20 protein-coding genes are annotated in these 14,727 nt (G+C 43.2%); 10 read left to right on the top strand and 10 right to left on the bottom strand.

Going from position 1 to position 14,727, the window contains the following annotated elements; genetic code table 11:
• Positions 1-89 precede the first annotated feature (89 nt).
• The 10 genes from ICC18_RS18090 to ICC18_RS18135 form a co-directional block, all read right to left on the bottom strand.
• Complete coding sequence (locus tag ICC18_RS18090) at positions 90-938, bottom strand: DUF72 domain-containing protein (protein WP_188175845.1); 849 nt, start codon at positions 936-938, stop codon at positions 90-92.
• A 103-nt stretch (positions 939-1,041) separates the two neighbouring features.
• Positions 1,042-1,746 (bottom strand): YHYH domain-containing protein, encoded by a 705-nt coding sequence (locus ICC18_RS18095; protein WP_312029552.1) that lies wholly within the window; start codon positions 1,744-1,746, stop codon positions 1,042-1,044.
• Positions 1,747-1,905: 159 nt separating this feature from the next.
• Positions 1,906-2,106: a hypothetical protein gene (locus ICC18_RS18100; RefSeq protein WP_188176069.1), complete on the bottom strand. Its 201-nt coding sequence runs from the start codon at positions 2,104-2,106 to the stop codon at positions 1,906-1,908.
• An 83-nt stretch (positions 2,107-2,189) separates the two neighbouring features.
• Positions 2,190-2,762, bottom strand: coding sequence for an RNA polymerase sigma factor SigZ (sigZ, locus tag ICC18_RS18105; RefSeq protein ID WP_188175847.1), 573 nt, complete (start codon positions 2,760-2,762; stop codon positions 2,190-2,192).
• 64 nt (positions 2,763-2,826) lie between these two features.
• Entirely contained in the window at positions 2,827-3,153 is a 327-nt protein-coding gene (locus ICC18_RS18110) for a YnfA family protein (RefSeq protein WP_188175848.1), read from the bottom strand.
• A gap of 84 nt (positions 3,154-3,237) precedes the next feature.
• Positions 3,238-3,672, bottom strand: a complete 435-nt coding sequence (locus tag ICC18_RS18115; protein WP_188175849.1) for a protein-tyrosine phosphatase family protein — start codon at positions 3,670-3,672, stop codon at positions 3,238-3,240.
• A 10-nt stretch (positions 3,673-3,682) separates the two neighbouring features.
• Positions 3,683-4,150, bottom strand: a complete 468-nt coding sequence (locus ICC18_RS18120) for an ArsI/CadI family heavy metal resistance metalloenzyme (RefSeq protein WP_188175850.1) — start codon at positions 4,148-4,150, stop codon at positions 3,683-3,685.
• Position 4,151: 1 nt separating this feature from the next.
• A complete protein-coding gene (gene arsC / locus ICC18_RS18125) occupies positions 4,152-4,574 on the bottom strand; it encodes an arsenate reductase (thioredoxin) (RefSeq protein ID WP_188175851.1) in 423 nt (140 codons plus the stop codon).
• Positions 4,575-4,599: 25 nt separating this feature from the next.
• A complete protein-coding gene (locus tag ICC18_RS18130) occupies positions 4,600-5,892 on the bottom strand; it encodes an arsenic transporter (RefSeq protein WP_188175852.1) in 1,293 nt (430 codons plus the stop codon).
• Between the two features lie 51 nt (positions 5,893-5,943).
• The gene (locus tag ICC18_RS18135) at positions 5,944-6,351 is read right to left on the bottom strand and encodes an ArsR/SmtB family transcription factor (protein ID WP_312029553.1); all 408 of its coding nucleotides are present in this window, start codon (positions 6,349-6,351) and stop codon (positions 5,944-5,946) included.
• Positions 6,352-6,545: 194 nt separating this feature from the next.
• On the opposite strand from ICC18_RS18135, the gene ICC18_RS18140 reads away from it, so the two are divergent.
• The 10 genes from ICC18_RS18140 (at position 6,546) to ICC18_RS18185 (ending at position 14,684) form a co-directional block, all read left to right on the top strand.
• Positions 6,546-6,887 (top strand): ArsR/SmtB family transcription factor, encoded by a 342-nt coding sequence (locus tag ICC18_RS18140; RefSeq protein ID WP_188175853.1) that lies wholly within the window; start codon positions 6,546-6,548, stop codon positions 6,885-6,887.
• Between the two features lie 343 nt (positions 6,888-7,230).
• The gene (locus tag ICC18_RS18145) at positions 7,231-8,625 is read left to right on the top strand and encodes an NAD(P)-binding domain-containing protein (protein WP_223192674.1); all 1,395 of its coding nucleotides are present in this window, start codon (positions 7,231-7,233) and stop codon (positions 8,623-8,625) included.
• Positions 8,622-9,860 carry an MFS transporter gene (locus ICC18_RS18150; RefSeq protein WP_188175855.1) on the top strand — a complete coding sequence of 413 codons (1,239 nt, stop codon included), beginning with the start codon at positions 8,622-8,624 and terminating at the stop codon, positions 9,858-9,860. Before ICC18_RS18145 ends, ICC18_RS18150 begins: the two co-directional genes overlap by 4 nt.
• A gap of 48 nt (positions 9,861-9,908) precedes the next feature.
• Positions 9,909-10,364 carry a MarR family winged helix-turn-helix transcriptional regulator gene (locus ICC18_RS18155; RefSeq protein ID WP_188175856.1) on the top strand — a complete coding sequence of 152 codons (456 nt, stop codon included), beginning with the start codon at positions 9,909-9,911 and terminating at the stop codon, positions 10,362-10,364.
• A gap of 95 nt (positions 10,365-10,459) precedes the next feature.
• Complete coding sequence (locus ICC18_RS18160; protein WP_223192675.1) at positions 10,460-10,969, top strand: arsinothricin resistance N-acetyltransferase ArsN1 family A; 510 nt, start codon at positions 10,460-10,462, stop codon at positions 10,967-10,969.
• Positions 10,970-11,112: 143 nt separating this feature from the next.
• Complete coding sequence (locus tag ICC18_RS18165) at positions 11,113-12,153, top strand: NAD(P)-binding domain-containing protein (protein ID WP_188175857.1); 1,041 nt, start codon at positions 11,113-11,115, stop codon at positions 12,151-12,153.
• 186 nt (positions 12,154-12,339) lie between these two features.
• The gene (locus tag ICC18_RS18170; protein ID WP_188175858.1) at positions 12,340-12,711 is read left to right on the top strand and encodes a YhjD family protein; all 372 of its coding nucleotides are present in this window, start codon (positions 12,340-12,342) and stop codon (positions 12,709-12,711) included.
• A 68-nt stretch (positions 12,712-12,779) separates the two neighbouring features.
• The gene (locus ICC18_RS18175) at positions 12,780-12,971 is read left to right on the top strand and encodes a hypothetical protein (protein WP_188175859.1); all 192 of its coding nucleotides are present in this window, start codon (positions 12,780-12,782) and stop codon (positions 12,969-12,971) included.
• Positions 12,964-14,220: a DNA polymerase IV gene (locus ICC18_RS18180; protein WP_188175860.1), complete on the top strand. Its 1,257-nt coding sequence runs from the start codon at positions 12,964-12,966 to the stop codon at positions 14,218-14,220. The genes ICC18_RS18175 and ICC18_RS18180 overlap by 8 nt, the downstream gene beginning before the upstream one ends.
• The gene (locus tag ICC18_RS18185) at positions 14,217-14,684 is read left to right on the top strand and encodes a YhjD family protein (protein ID WP_188175861.1); all 468 of its coding nucleotides are present in this window, start codon (positions 14,217-14,219) and stop codon (positions 14,682-14,684) included. The genes ICC18_RS18180 and ICC18_RS18185 overlap by 4 nt, the downstream gene beginning before the upstream one ends.
• Positions 14,685-14,727: the final 43 nt, after the last annotated feature.

The following is a 14,727-nucleotide window of genomic DNA, read 5'->3' on the forward strand; positions in this document are numbered from 1 at the left end:
TTTATTGGGTTCATTATGTCTTGTTTTTCTGAATTCAACCTGATAGAAACCTGAAAGATTGCTTAAAACCTGAAATCCATGTGCATCATTCACTCAAACATATCCATTTGCCTCGGAGGAATTTGCTTTCGCTCCAGGCCCAAAAGATCCATCAACTGCAAAGCGTTTGCAGCCGCATCCCCGCCTGAATTATTGTTGAAAATGACACAAACCTCACCGGTTTCCTTTTCAAGCTTGATGAGATTTTCCTTCCATTCCTGCAGCTCTTCCTCATTGTAACGATACAGATACCGCACTTCCCGCCAATCCTTTGAACCGCTTGAAGTCCAACCACCCGTATTTCTGCCATGGAAACGAACAATTGTTAAATCATTATTTGTTGGTTCTAAAATTGTTGGAACCGAACCCGGAAAAACTTGCGGCTCATCGCAAATGCTATGAATCCAGCCTTCTTCGCGCATAAACAGCAGCGTCTTGTCTCGCATTTCCGGAGTGAACCAGCTTTGGTGGCGAAATTCAAGGGCTACCGGTATACCTGCCATTCGTTCCTTCGTTGACCGCAATAAAGCCACATTATTACGGTTGCAATCAAACCACGGGGGATATTGAAAAAGTACCGCCTTTATTTTCCCCGCTTCGATAACGGGGCTTATAGACTCCTTAAATTCTCGAAACATAGTTTCCATATCGGCTTCGGAATAGTTCTGACGAGTGTGCCCTGTTAAGCCTTGGTAGGCTTTTATTAAGAATGAGAAATGACCTGTTGTTTCAGTGACCCACCGTTGAAATAAATCAGACTTGTGAATCGCGTAGTATGAACTGTCCACTTCTACTGTCGAGAAATATTTGCTATACTCTTTTAGCTTGTCTTGCGCTTTAACTCCAGCTTTATATATCTCATCATGGTCTCCCCATCCAGCAAGCCCAATTGAAATCATTTTTTCACCACTTTTGAGTTAATACAAACTACATACATTTTATCTATAAATTTTAAAAAAAGCACGGCAAGCCGGGTCAGTAGCCCCATTCGCCGTGCAATCATTATTTGTTAATGCTAAATCCGTTCGTAGAATCGTAATTCATCGTTAATCCCAGTTCATCAACAGCAAATTTCCAGGTCATCGGAAAATAGGTAATATCCTTATACACAATTACAGGATAATCCTCACTGTAGTTATCGAGCCAAGAGTCATTTACGAAAATGTTATATGTCGGGAGATCGATGATATATTCGGCGTAAGGACTATTATACTGACCTTTCTTTTGAGTCAATTCAGAAGCCTTATTATCCGTTTTTCTAATAGAAAAACCTGTGTCGGCACTCCAATTTACATCCACCCCTAAAGCCTGCGTGTAGGTCCACGTCATCGGGAAATACGTGATATCTTTATAGGATAGTACCGGATATTCCGCATAAGCGTTATCGATCTCCGTACCATTTATTTTTGTTTTGTAGGAAGGTAGTACCGCTTTTAACCTGGTATCGACTTTTTCTTGTTGGGGTTTAGCTGCTGGTGATGTTGTTGACGGAGAAGTAAAGGAGCTGCTTCCAGAACTTCCGGAGCTTTCAGAACTGCTTGAACTTCCACTATTATGATAGTGGTAGCCGGAGCAAAGACCTTTAGCAATGGACTTTGCTGAACAATTATGACCACCGCTCGAATCTGTTCTTCCTGAATGTGCAAATGCCGTTGTTGAGATGGTAATAAGCAGTGCTAACGAACTGAATATCACTTTAAACTTCACAAAAAACCCTCCTAAAGATAGTAAAATATACCTAATAGAGTATAGCATAAAACGAAGCAACCAAATATTTTTCTAAGTCCGGGGATTGAGCCGATACTAGGAATGAAAAAAGAGGTCCCCACAAGAAGCGACCTCCTTTTTACTAAGTGTTGAATGTGTTTACAAATTGACACTGCAACAAGCACCAGAAGCAGACTTTGCATCCGTCGAATTCGAATCGCACCCGCAACCATCCTGCCCAACTACTTTTGCAGCAGCATCCGATGCGCAACAAGCATCCGTTTCAGTTGGCGCAGGTCCCCCGCAACAGTTTTCTTTTTCAACATTTCTTTCTTGACCTGTATTCATTTCTTTGCTCATATTCAATTCCTCCCGATTAATTAATGTGTCTTACGCCTTTGTAGACGCGCATTTTTTCGGAAGGACGCAGTTTGAGTTGTTTTCTAACAAGAGCGCGAGTTGCAGCCCCCTTCACAATTATTTCGAGAGGTGTAATCTACAATATTGCCAAGCCGGTCAAATTCAAAATTACAGCAATTAAGCAGAAGCTCTTTAAGCTTCTCCCTGCCGCGCTGTACCCTCGATTTCGCCCCGGAAACAGAGATTCCCAATTCCTCACTCAGTTGTTTCTGCGTATAGCTGCCAAACTCGGTTAGTTCGATTGCATGCACATATTTATCCGAAAGTTGTCGCACCATGGGTCTGATACAAGCCGCTATTTCCTTAAAAGCCTCATTTACATCCTCTAGCTCCTCTGCCCATGGCAGATCAAGCGGTAATTCCTCCTGCAGCTGCCGATGTTTTTCTTTTCGATAATAATCAATGATCGTATTTCTAGTAATCTGATAAATCCAAGATTGCAGTTTCTCATTGTCCTTTAGCGTATCTAAATTAGCATGTATTTTCATAAACACATTCTGAAGAATGTCTTCGGCATCCTGCTCGCTTTTTGCCCGTTTCAGAATGAAATTCCGCAAAGGGCTATAGAATGATCTCCATACTTCCTCGGTGTTCATACTTTTCCTCCAGCATTGTTTTATTACAGAGACGTACGATTATGTAAAAGGATGCAGGAACTTATTAACTTCTTGGAGCCCACAGCATAATCGACACGCCTGCGATACAAATAGCTGCTCCCAACCAATCGTACATGTCGGGTGTTTTCTTATCAACAAGCCATCCCCATAGAACGGCGAGAATGATGAACACGCCGCCGTAAGCGGCATAGACTCTACCGAACGATGGAAAGCTTTGGAGCGTTGGAATGATACCGTACAAAATAAGGATGATGCTTCCGGCAATCCCGTACCAAAGGGGCTTAGACTCTCGCAGCCAGAGCCAGACCATATAGCCTCCACCAATTTCAGCGAGTCCGGCAAGCAGAAAAATGAATACAGCTAACAACACGCAAACGCCCCTTTCTAAATCAAATCTTTTATAAAAATAATACAGGCCCCGTAAGCAAAATACTTGCCAGGGGCCGTTACATGATCACTTATTAAATAATTTCTCCAGCGCTTCACGTTGAGGCTGTTTAATACTAACAACAGGGCGAATGCTTTGGGCCAGTTTTTCAGCCTCTTCGATGGTTTGGCTCTTACCTAGTGCCAACAAGGTTCCAATGGCCACAGCACCAGTGCGTCCTTTTCCGCCGCCACAATGGAACCCAACCTTCTTACCGCTCTTATAAGCCTCTACAACGTGATTGATGGCTTGCTGGAACAGTTGGTCTTGCGGTCCCTCCGCATTGTCGCCAAGGGCCACTTGAAGCCATTCAACATGGCCAGCAGGATAAGCACATTCCGTGGCTTCTCCACGCAAATCAACAATGACTTCAACGTTTTCATTTTTCACCATATCTTCGACATCAGCAGCTCCGCCGAAGAATATTTGATCATCGATTAGTGCCTGATAGTTTTTCTGCATAATAAGCTCCTTATTTTTTCTTAAAAGAAGTGAATTCGATTGTTGCAGGCGCGGAAGGCGGGGCGCAGCATAAAGACATATCCCGCGGATCTCCTGCGGATTCAAACTCCGAATCCTCTTTCGTGTAGAAGATTTCCCAAGCGTTCCCGTCCGGATCGTAAACCCATACTTTATCTTGAACCGCATAGCAGCATGTTGTGTTCATTTCATTGATGAGAAGAAGCCCGCTTTGTCTTAGGCGCTCGCCCATCGCCAGAACGTCCTCGGTATTATCCACTTGAAATCCTAAATGATTGAGCACTCCCTTTTTCTCAAAGGGGCGAACATTTAAGGAGAAGTGAAGGGCCGGATCGTCCAACTCGAATTTAGCGTAATTGTCTTTTACCTTTGAAGGTTCCGTACCAAAGAAAGCACGGTAGAAATCCAGCGATTTTTGAAGGTCTGTACAATTAACCGCAACGTGCATTCTTCGGATCATCTTACTTACCTTCTTTCACGAATTGCTCGATCCGACTCTTGATGGAATCGCGCACTTCACGGAATTTCGCTGTAATTTCTTCTTCTGTTCCCGTTGCTTTTGCAGGGTCGTCGAAGCCCCAGTGCCATCTTTCAGCTTTATCGTTGCGAACAACCGGGCAGTTATCGTTAGCATGACCGCACAATGTGATAATATAGTCGGCGCGGCTTAAAATCTCAGGGTCAATCACGTCAGATGTGTGGCCCGAAATATCGATACCCGCTTCTTTCATCGTTGCAACGGCACGCGGGTTTAAGCCATGTGCTTCCAGACCTGCGCTTTTGACTTCATACTTATCGCTGCCCAAAGCTTTCAAAAACCCGTCAGCGATTTGGCTGCGGCAAGAGTTTCCTGTGCAAAGAAAATAAACTAATTTTTTGTCCATGTAGAACATCTCCTTAAGATTTAATTTAAGCGATTATGCTTAGCCATAAGTACAAGCCGATCAATGTGATCAGCAAGGTTGGAATGGTTAGTACAATACCGATTTTAAAATAATAACCCCAGGTTATTTTAACCCCTTTGTTAGATAGAACATGAAGCCATAATAAAGTCGCGAGTGAGCCAATAGGAGTAATTTTCGGCCCTAAATCGGAGCCAATGACATTCGCATAAATTAACGCCTCACGGATAATCCCGTCGGTTTGCGAGCCCTTGATTGCAAGCGCGTCGATCATAACCGTCGGCATATTGTTCATCAGTGAGGAGAGAATAGCTGCTAGAAATCCCATTCCAACCGTAGCTGCGAACAGTCCTTGCTCTGATATTAGTTCGATGAGGTTGCCTAAGGCATCCGTCAGACCCACATTTTTTAACCCGTAAACCACAACATACATACCAATGGAGAAAACAACAACGGCCCACGGCGCTTCCTTGATCACTCGTTTGGTTTCAATAGCCTTGCTGGAACGGGCAAATAGAATAAAAACAAGCGCCGCGATCCCTGCAATGATGGATACCGGGATTTTAATAAATCCACTGATCAGATAAGCGACTAATAGAATGCCGAGTACCACCCAGGATAGACGGAAAAGCTTTAGATCTTTAATTGCTTCAGCTGGGCGCTTAAGCTGTGTAATATCATAATTTTGAGGAATGTCTTTTCTGAAAAACAGAAAGAGAACAAGCAAACTTGCCGCTAATGAGAATAGACTCGTGACGAACATTCTACTGGCATAGGTGACAAAATCAATACCAAAAAAATCGGCCGAGACGATGTTAACCAAGTTGCTTACAACAAAAGGAAGTGAGGTGGAATCAGCGATAAAACCGCTTGCCATAATAAAAGGGAGAATCATTTTGTCCGGGAATTTCAACGCTCGAACCATGGCCAGAACAATCGGTGTTAAGATAAGCGCGGCACCATCGTTAGCAAAAAGAGCTGCAACCGCTGCCCCGAGCAGGATGACATAGACAAACATGGTTTTCCCGTTACCGTTGGCGATTCGCGCCATGTGCAGGGCAGACCATTCGAAGAAACCGATTTGGTCAAGAATCAGGGAGATGAGGATGACCGCAACAAAGGCCAATGTCGCATTCCAAACGATCCCTGTAACGATAACAACATCATTCAGAGAGACAACTTGGAAAATAAGCGCAAGTATGGCGCCTGCTGAAGCGGACCACCCGATATTTAACCCTTTAGGCTGCCAAATCACAAACGTAAGTGTGAGCAAAAATATTATGACTGCTAAAAAAAACATATGTTCCTCCTAAGCGTTTTCCGTCAGGAAAACTTACATCGTAAGTATAAGCTAATCGCAGCAATCCAGTTGTTCACAAGAAATCGCATCAACTTTTTCTTTTTGGGAAGGCAAATGTTCGAATAACTCATTCAGGTATGGTTTATCGTTAATGTTCAACGAATAAAATACCCACTGCCCTTTTTTAGCTTCTTTGACCAGGCCGCCATCTTTTAGTTTACGCATATGCTGGCTTACATTAGGTTGGCTCGTTTGCATGAGCTCTACAATCTCATACACGCAAAGTTCGCGTTCTTTGAGCAGGGATAGGATGGTGAGCCTCATTTTATCCCCAAGAAGCTTGCACACATCAGATAGCTTTTCAATTTCGACCAAAATTACACGCTCCTCTTCAAAGGCACGTTCAAGCCCTTTAACAGTTCGTCTCTCTCGCTCAGCTGAACCGGATTTCGTCAACATTTTCTCAAGCCCCTTAGTATTTGTCAATGATTATATAATTATTCAGTTATATTTAAAAGTTAAGAGATTGTGAAGGGTCCCCGGGATCAAAGCATTTAATCAAAATAATTTGATTATATGATTGCATTTTGTTTCGCATTGCTATATATTGTTATTAAATCAAAAATATTTGATCAATGAATCGGGTGAGAATAATGAAAACCATAATCCCTATACATGAAGTGAAAACGAAAACTACACCGAATGACTCCTTTTTTGAATCCTACGAGGCAAGGTTTAAAGCCCTGGCGGATCGCAAGAGATTGCAAATCATGTATGAGTTAACCCAGCGGGGAAAAACATGTGTTTGCGACCTATGCGATATCGTGGATATGGCTCAATCTAAACTGTCTTATCACTTGAAGATCCTGTTGGATGCCAACCTGATTACGAGAGAGGTCATTGGTACTTGGAGCTATTACGAGATCAATAATTCTGAAGTTAACGGATTGCTTTCAGAAGAGCTTTGCTGCATTTTTAGACCAACCAGATCTTAAATTTTTTTTAGAGTCAATATCAATTTTTTTTGATCAATAAATCAATATATTTTGATGAAGGAGTGTTTATTTCATGTTATTTCACGATGTGAATCCACAAATGATGTATGTAGAACAGCAGGGCAAACCATTTAGCTTAGCGGAAGAGGCTCAAGTTCAGAGCCAAAAACAATTTAGTTTTAGTCTTAATAAGCTCACAAACTTATTTCGGACAAAACAAACTCAACCCCAAAGTGTTTGCTGCGCATGCGCATGCTCTTAAAATAAGTAAACTTGCGTCCTTTGAAAGCAGCAACCGTCTTAAATGATGATAAACAAAATTTATTATTTGGAGGAATTTTCAATGAGTGAACATACAGTTCTATCTACAACCAAATTACCTGTTACCATCATAGGCGCCGGTCCTGTCGGCCTGGCCGCGGCGGCACATCTAGTTGCCCGGGGGGAATCCTTTGTACTTTTTGATGCCGGGAACGAGGTAGGTGCCAATATGCTTACGTGGTCTCATGTCCGTCTCTTTTCTCCATGGGAATACAATATGGATAAAACGGCGCGTCAATTACTGACTTCACACGGTTGGATGGCTCCGAATAATTCTGATATCCCTACCGGACTAGAGATGGTTGAGAACTATTTGAAACCTTTAGCAGAATCGCCCGAAATCAAACCTTTCATTCACTTGAATGCCAAAGTGACCGCTGTGAGTCGAAAAGGCCTAAACAAGGTTAAAACACAAGGCCGCGACAACCTTCCGTTTGTCTTACATGCCCTGAAAAATGGAGAGCGAATTCTGGTTGAAGCCAAAGCTGTCATTGATGCAACAGGCACCTGGACTAATCCGAATCCTGTTATATCTGAAGGGGTATGGACGGCTGAGGAGCAGTCATTGAGCAAGCAAATATTCTATGGCATACCCGATGTTCTAGGTAAGCATAAAGATCGCTATAGCGGAAAGAAAGTTCTCGTTGTAGGCAGCGGTCACTCTGCGATCAATACGCTTTTGGAACTCGGAGAACTCAAGGATCAAGTACAGGAGACGGAAATCGTTTGGGTACTTAGGAAATCAAAACTAAAGGACGTCTATGGCGGGCAAGAGCAAGATCAGCTAGCTGCCAGAGGAGAACTCGGAACACGTATTCAGAAGCTAGTCGAATCAGGTAAAGTTAAAGTTCTAACGCCATTTCATATTCAAGAGTTAAAAAAGAATGGAGAAAAAATTCAGGTTGTTGGTTTTTTAGATAACGAATGGGTTCAAATTGATGCTATTGATGAGATTATTTCGAATACAGGCTCCCGTCCTGATCTATCCTTCTTAAGAGAAGTAAGGGTGATTACAGATCCAGCTCTAGAAAGTACTTTGGAGTTAGCACCACTCATCGACCCGAATGTTCACAGTTGTGGTACAGTAAGACCACACGGGGAGAAAGAGCTTAGACAACCAGAGAAGGATTTTTATATCGTTGGATCGAAGAGCTATGGCAGAGCGCCGACTTTTTTGATGGCAACAGGGTATGAACAAATAAGATCCGTAGTTGCAGCACTAGCAGGTGATCATGAGGCAGCTAAGAGAGTCGAACTTGAATTGCCTGAAACAGGCGTTTGTAGTATACAAACTAGCTCATGCTGTGAATCTGAAAAAAATGAAAATCTGGCAGTCAAAACGGATGCTGGAAGTTCTTGTTGTTCACCAGTCACAAGTCCAGCGGCGTCGAAATCTTCTTTAGGGGATGATCATTGATCAGACCGCAACGAAAAGAACATGCACATCTTAAACCCATCATTGTTTTAGCACTTATTACTGCAGTCTCTCTGTTTGGCGATTCGATGCTATACGTCGTATTGCCGATTCATTGGAAAGAAGTGGGGCTTACATCCCTCATCGAAGTTGGGATATTGCTCTCTGCAAACCGCTTTGTGAGATTACCTCTCGGCCCTTTGATTGGATGGTTATACAAAAAAATCAGCATCAGAACTGGTGTATTTCTGGCCGTATTCATCGCCGGCTTGACTACCTTACTCTACGGATGGGTAGATGGTTTTTATACTTGGCTTATTTTAAGGTGTATTTGGGGTGTGGCTTGGTCGTTTTTTCGTCTGGGCTCTTACTTCATGATCCTTGAATTGTCGAATGACCAAAACAGAGGTTACTTCATGGGGACCTACAACGGTCTTTATCGAATAGGCAGTCTGGTGGGCATGCTGGCCGGCAGTGTCTGTGTAGAGTCGTTTGGGTTACGAGCTGTTGCTACAACCTTTGGTATTCTGGCATTCCTTGTACTTCCTGCTGTGTACAGGTGTATTCCTAAAGCAAAAAAACAAATAATATCTAAAGATGCTCCAACCCAAAAGAAACTGATTATTAAGCTTCCGGCTTTGCAAGGGGCTTTAATTTCTGTGTTTCTTGTCGCCATGTGTCTTGACGGCATGCTCACCGCAACGTTAAGTCATCTGATTGATGTTCATCACAAAACATCATTCGCGTTTTATGAAATCATTATTGGCGCAGCCACGCTAGCTGGTGCTCTACAGGCTGTTCGCTGGACGCTAGGCTCATTTATGTCCCCTTGGTTTGGCAGATTATCCGACCGCAAGTGGGGACGCCGGCCATTCCTTATCGGTTCTCTTGCATTATCTTCGGTTTTTATGGCCGCGGCGAATCTGGAGATTCCTTTTGGCCTTTGGTTACTTGATCTTCTCGCTCTTCTTATTATTTCGAATTTGTTAACCACGATCTTGGATGCGTTGATTTCGGATATCGCGAACGGACCCGCTCGAACTTTTATCATGACCTTGTACGTAGTTATAACTGATGTGGGGGCATCCATGGGGCCATTGTTCGGTTATTTATCTGAGCATTTGATTGGTTTAAAGATGACTTACTGGCTTTCTGCAGCTCTTCTATTGTTGCTGAGCGTGAGTTGGTTTATGAGCGGCAATGTGAAAATGAGGAGAAACAACTTCGTTAATCAATAGTTGCATTTATCAATTATTATATGTTATAAAGTATTTAGGTGATCTAATATGAATAATAATCCACAATTCCCAGATATGAGGGAAATGCTTCAGTTACTCGTTCGAAAGTTCGGTCTGCTTCAAAAAGATGGCGCGCAGTGCTGCGGTATTTCCGTCATCCAAAGCCATATCATCTATGAGTTAATGAAGCATCCTAAAATTGCTTTAAATGATTTGGCCCAAATTCTATTCACTGATACAAGTACAATCAGCAGGCAAATACAGCAATTGGTTGAGCTCAAGATGGTGCTTAGAACCCCTGATCCTAAAGATCGACGGTATGTAGTGCTTTCTTTAACCCCGAATGGTGAAGAGCAGCACCAAGCCATATCCAAGACAATGGAGGATTACGTTCAAGGGATCTTGCAGCTCATACCAGAAGATAAGCGTGATCAAGTTATCGAAAGCTTAGGTTATTTGAGTCAGGCTATGAATCAAAGAGAAAACTGTTGCTCCTCCTCTTAAAATGAGGAGATTGTTTTTAGACAATACTTGCAAAAATCAATTATTTCATTATGAATTAGATTCAAATTCATTTTATTATTTGGGAGTTGATTAGATTGAAAATTCAAGTGAGGCGAGCTGTATCGAACGACGCTGCTACATTAGCAGCCATCTATAACCATTCGGTTATAAACGAAAGAAATTCTACATTCGAGACCGCGCCAAGGACAGAAGAAGATCGGAGACAATGGATTGAAGGACAAGGCGAACACCACCCGATTCTTGTTGGCGAAATGAATGGCGCAGTGATCGGCTGGGCATCAGTTTCTCCCTATCGTTCAAGGCAGTGTTATCAAGGTGTTGGTGAGTTTTCAATCTATCTCCATGAGGATTACAGGGGAAAAGGATTTGGAAAACAGCTCCTGGTATCATTAGTTGAAGTGTGCACGAAATTGGGTTATTGGAAGCTAGTCTCCCGCATTTTCGATTTTAACCATGCAAGCAGAAAATTGTGCCAGAGTTGCGGTTTTCGGGAGGTAGGAGTCTATGAAAAGCATGGCAAATTGGATGGTCGATGGATCGATTGTGTGATCGTAGAAAGGGTTATTCAAGAAAACCTCGATTGAATCGTAATGAGTTTCATCACAGAATATTTTCAAATTTTTCTCCTCTTTGATGAGGAGTTCTTTTCGGGATATTAATTGCAAATATCAATTATTAACAATTTCATGTAACACAAAAATAATAAAGAGTAGGTTGTGTGACAGTTATGTATCAAACCATAGTCATCGGTGGAGGGCAAGCAGGCCTTGCTGCGGGGTATTACCTTAGAAAATATGGTCTTTCATTTGTCATTCTTGAAGCAGGTCCTGAACCAGTAGGATCTTGGCCGCATTACTACGACAGCTTGAAATTGTTCTCGCCTGCAAAGTATTCTTCTTTGCCGGGGTTTCCATTCCCAGGTAGGGGGAGTCGTTATCCCTCGCGTGATGAAGTGATTTCATACCTTAGAGAATATGCTTCACGGTATCATATGCCGGTAAAGACAAACACTCGTGTTGAAAAAGTGGAGAAAATAAATGGGACGTTTTATGTTAGCACAACAGATGGAGAGGTTCTTGAAGCTGAATCCGTTATATGTGCAACGGGCTCTTTTCATAGACCCCATATACCTGACATACCTGGAATAGCAGACTTTCAAGGCGAAGTTATTCATTCCTCCGCGTATAGGAATACTGCACCCTATCAAGGTCAACGTGTTATTGTTGTCGGGAGCGGAAATTCAGCAGTCCAGATTGGTATTGAGCTCACAGAAGTGTCAAATACAACCCTCGCGGTTCGAACGCCGGTTAAACTCATTCCTCAGGTCAAGTTCGGGCGCGATCTGCATTTTTGGCTGATCACTACGGGGTTAGATAAATTCCCGTTTCCTTTATTTGGCCGTCCCGTGCCTGAACCAACTGCTGTTATCGATTCTGCAGGGTTCAAGCGGCGATTAGAGAGTGGGAACCCAAATCAAAAACCAATGTTCGCTTCGATGTACGAGGATGGTGTTATTTGGAGTGACGGGGAGCGAGAGAAAGTGGATTCGGTTATTTTTGCTACTGGGTTTCAGCCTAATTTATCGTTTTTGTCGGGCTTGAATGCTTTGGATGGTCGAGGATTTCCGCGGCATAAGATTGGAGTGAGTAATGCTACAACGGGATTGTATTTTGTCGGCCTTTCGGGACAAAGATCCATTGCTTCCGCAACGCTGCGTGGAGTCGGGGACGATGCCCGATATGTAGTTAGAAGAGTAATTCAAACATGAATGTCATTTTTCGGTAGTCATACTTAGTAATTAACCCTAGAGCCTTACACGGTACTAGGGTCAATTTATTTTAGCATCATGCCCTCACAAAAAAATTTCCAATTGAATACATTGAAATACGAATATTTGTTCGCTAAAATGAGTATAATAAAAGAGAATATACGTTCGCATTATGGTGGTGTAAATATGAGTGTTAATCCAAGAATCGAAACGGAAGAGGATATTCAAATCATCAAGGAGTACACATTGCTGCCCATTTTGCTGGATATGTTAGCGAGAGATATCGAAGAACTAGGCATCTATAAGGATAAAATCGTGTTCAATCATGTCCTTTTTTATCTGAGGGAAGTGGAGCATTCCATTTATCCGGAGCTGCAAAGCATTAAGAGTACGATGAAAAAACGAGATATTAAGGTGTTGAATACGGAAATGAATGCATCCGGCATTCAGGTGGAATACAAAGTTCGCGGCTACATCCACCATTTCACTATGCTCCGCAGTCTGGTCAAAGCCGAATTGATGAACACGCTGATGAATATGCGGAGGCGGCTGGGATGAGGGAACAACGTGAAAGGGTTATATTTCTCGCGGATTGCCAGAGCTTCTATGTATTGGAGGGCGAAACTATGCATAGGCATATTGGACGTATCATCGAAATTATTTACTTGGACAGTAAAGGCATATTCACTAAACGCCATATTCGTGTTGATTCCGTCAATGCCGATATGGTTAAAGCATATTGCCTCACTGCCAAAGCGCCTCGTGTGTTTCGAATCGATCGGATCATGGCTGTACAGGCAGTGAAGCGCTATGCCTGAACGAACGATTTTTCTGGTCGACGGCCAATCATTCTACGCTTCTATCGAAAAGGCTGCTCATCCGGAGCTAAAAGATAAACCGGTAGCCGTAGGCGATCCTGCGCGTCGGTCAGGCATCATTCTCGCGGCCTGCCCAATTGCCAAGTCTCGTGGGGTGACGACGGCTGAAAGGGTAGGTGAGGCGCTTGCAAAATGCCCGGATTTAAACGTCATTCGGCCGAGAATGCAGACCTACATTACCATATCCCTATTCATTAGTGAGATCTTCGAGTCGTTTACTGATCAGGTTGAACCTTACAGCATTGATGAACAATTTCTCGATGTTACCGGCTCTACTTCATGTTTTGGTTCTCCGGAAGAAATCGCACGACAAATCCAATCTCGCGTGCTGCTGTCGACTGGGGTTTGGACTCGCTGCGGAATCGGACCAACAAAAATATTAGCCAAGATGGCCACGGACAATTTCGCCAAAAAAAGGCCCGAAGGTATCTTCAAACTCGGCTTTGACAATATTGAATCTGCTTTGTGGCCGCTGCCCGTACACCAAATGTTTATGGTCGCATCGCGGATGACTCGTCATTTTATAAGGATGGGATTGAATACGATTGGTGACATAGCACGATTAGAATTGGCTGAATTCAAACGACGCATGCGCTTTGAGATGGGGAAGCAAAGCGATATTCAAGCGGAATACTATTGGCAGACGGCGCGGGGCATCGATCCAAGCCCGGTTGTACCAAGCATTCGTAACAAATTGAAATCAATTAGCCATGGTAAGGCGCTGCGAAGCAGCCTTTATCGTAAGCTTGAAGATATTGAGGTTGTCCTTTTAGAGTTGGTCGTGGAGGTCTGCCGCCGCAGTAGAAAACACGGATACATGGGCCAGGTGGTGACCGTTGGTGCAGCGGAGACCGATGGGGTGCGGTCTACAGGATTTAGTCGGCAGGTAACGCTGCAGCAACCTACGTCGCTTTCTCACGAAGTAGCGGCAGCAGCTCTCGGGATATTTCATAAATATTGGAGTGGTATGCCCGTCAGTCACTTGCATATTTCGCTTACTCAGTTGGTGGACGATAGCGTCTATCAGCTTACGTTATTCGAGGATCGAGAGAAAGCATACGGCTTGGAAAGAGCGACTGATGAAATCAAGGATCGATTTGGCAGTGCCGCTATTATGCGGGCATCCTCTTTATTAACAGCTGGAGTAGCACGAGAACGAGCAGAACAGATCGGAGGTCATTATAAATGAGCAAACTAGACGGTAATGAGCGGTGGAAATCAAAGATGCTGCTCACCGAACATCAAGAGCAATATGAAAGTCGAAATGATCCCACAAAGAAGTCTCGACCCACATCAGAGGAGCTAAATATGATCCGCGACTATATCTTACTACCTCACATGCTTACGATGGTACAAAAGAGCATTGATGACATTGAGCGCAGTCCTAACCTTCTAAAGCAGCTTTATCTAGCTGCCGGTCAAGCGGTTATGAACAAAATAAGCAAAGATATGTATGATATACGGCGTGAGTTGATTAAGCGTAACATAAAAATCATCAATGACGAACATGCGGATTTGATCGTGTATCACCGGTTTCTATGTCGAGGTTATGAGGATCGTTTTGGGATGACTCGTGATGTTATGCGTTCAGAAATTAGTATCCAGTTGAAAAAATATATTAAAGAAATTATCGGCCGAGTAGCAAATGAATAACAAAACAAGGAGCAGATCTGTCGAGGGAGCTGCTCCTTGTTTT

The organism is Paenibacillus sedimenti, assembly GCF_014534655.1.
In the GTDB taxonomy this organism is placed as follows: Bacteria; Bacillota; Bacilli; order Paenibacillales; family NBRC-103111; genus Paenibacillus_E; species Paenibacillus_E sedimenti.

Bases quoted from the DNA above. Each gene is read 5' to 3' on its own strand.
- ICC18_RS18170 (WP_188175858.1), top strand. From the start codon at position 12,340: ATGAGTGTTAATCCAAGAATCGAAACGGAAGAGGATATTCAAATCATC.
- ICC18_RS18090 (WP_188175845.1), bottom strand. From the start codon at position 938: ATGATTTCAATTGGGCTTGCTGGATGGGGAGACCATGATGAGATATAT.
- ICC18_RS18155 (WP_188175856.1), top strand. From the start codon at position 9,909: ATGAATAATAATCCACAATTCCCAGATATGAGGGAAATGCTTCAGTTA.
- ICC18_RS18120 (WP_188175850.1), bottom strand. From the start codon at position 4,150: ATGATCCGAAGAATGCACGTTGCGGTTAATTGTACAGACCTTCAAAAA.
- ICC18_RS18175 (WP_188175859.1), top strand. From the start codon at position 12,780: ATGCATAGGCATATTGGACGTATCATCGAAATTATTTACTTGGACAGT.
- ICC18_RS18100 (WP_188176069.1), bottom strand. From the start codon at position 2,106: ATGAGCAAAGAAATGAATACAGGTCAAGAAAGAAATGTTGAAAAAGAA.
- sigZ (WP_188175847.1), bottom strand. From the start codon at position 2,762: ATGAACACCGAGGAAGTATGGAGATCATTCTATAGCCCTTTGCGGAAT.
- ICC18_RS18135 (WP_312029553.1), bottom strand. From the start codon at position 6,351: ATGTTGACGAAATCCGGTTCAGCTGAGCGAGAGAGACGAACTGTTAAA.
- ICC18_RS18185 (WP_188175861.1), top strand. From the start codon at position 14,217: ATGAGCAAACTAGACGGTAATGAGCGGTGGAAATCAAAGATGCTGCTC.
- ICC18_RS18165 (WP_188175857.1), top strand. From the start codon at position 11,113: ATGTATCAAACCATAGTCATCGGTGGAGGGCAAGCAGGCCTTGCTGCG.
- ICC18_RS18140 (WP_188175853.1), top strand. From the start codon at position 6,546: ATGAAAACCATAATCCCTATACATGAAGTGAAAACGAAAACTACACCG.
- arsC (WP_188175851.1), bottom strand. From the start codon at position 4,574: ATGGACAAAAAATTAGTTTATTTTCTTTGCACAGGAAACTCTTGCCGC.
- ICC18_RS18180 (WP_188175860.1), top strand. From the start codon at position 12,964: ATGCCTGAACGAACGATTTTTCTGGTCGACGGCCAATCATTCTACGCT.
- ICC18_RS18130 (WP_188175852.1), bottom strand. From the start codon at position 5,892: ATGTTTTTTTTAGCAGTCATAATATTTTTGCTCACACTTACGTTTGTG.
- ICC18_RS18115 (WP_188175849.1), bottom strand. From the start codon at position 3,672: ATGCAGAAAAACTATCAGGCACTAATCGATGATCAAATATTCTTCGGC.
- ICC18_RS18145 (WP_223192674.1), top strand. From the start codon at position 7,231: ATGAGTGAACATACAGTTCTATCTACAACCAAATTACCTGTTACCATC.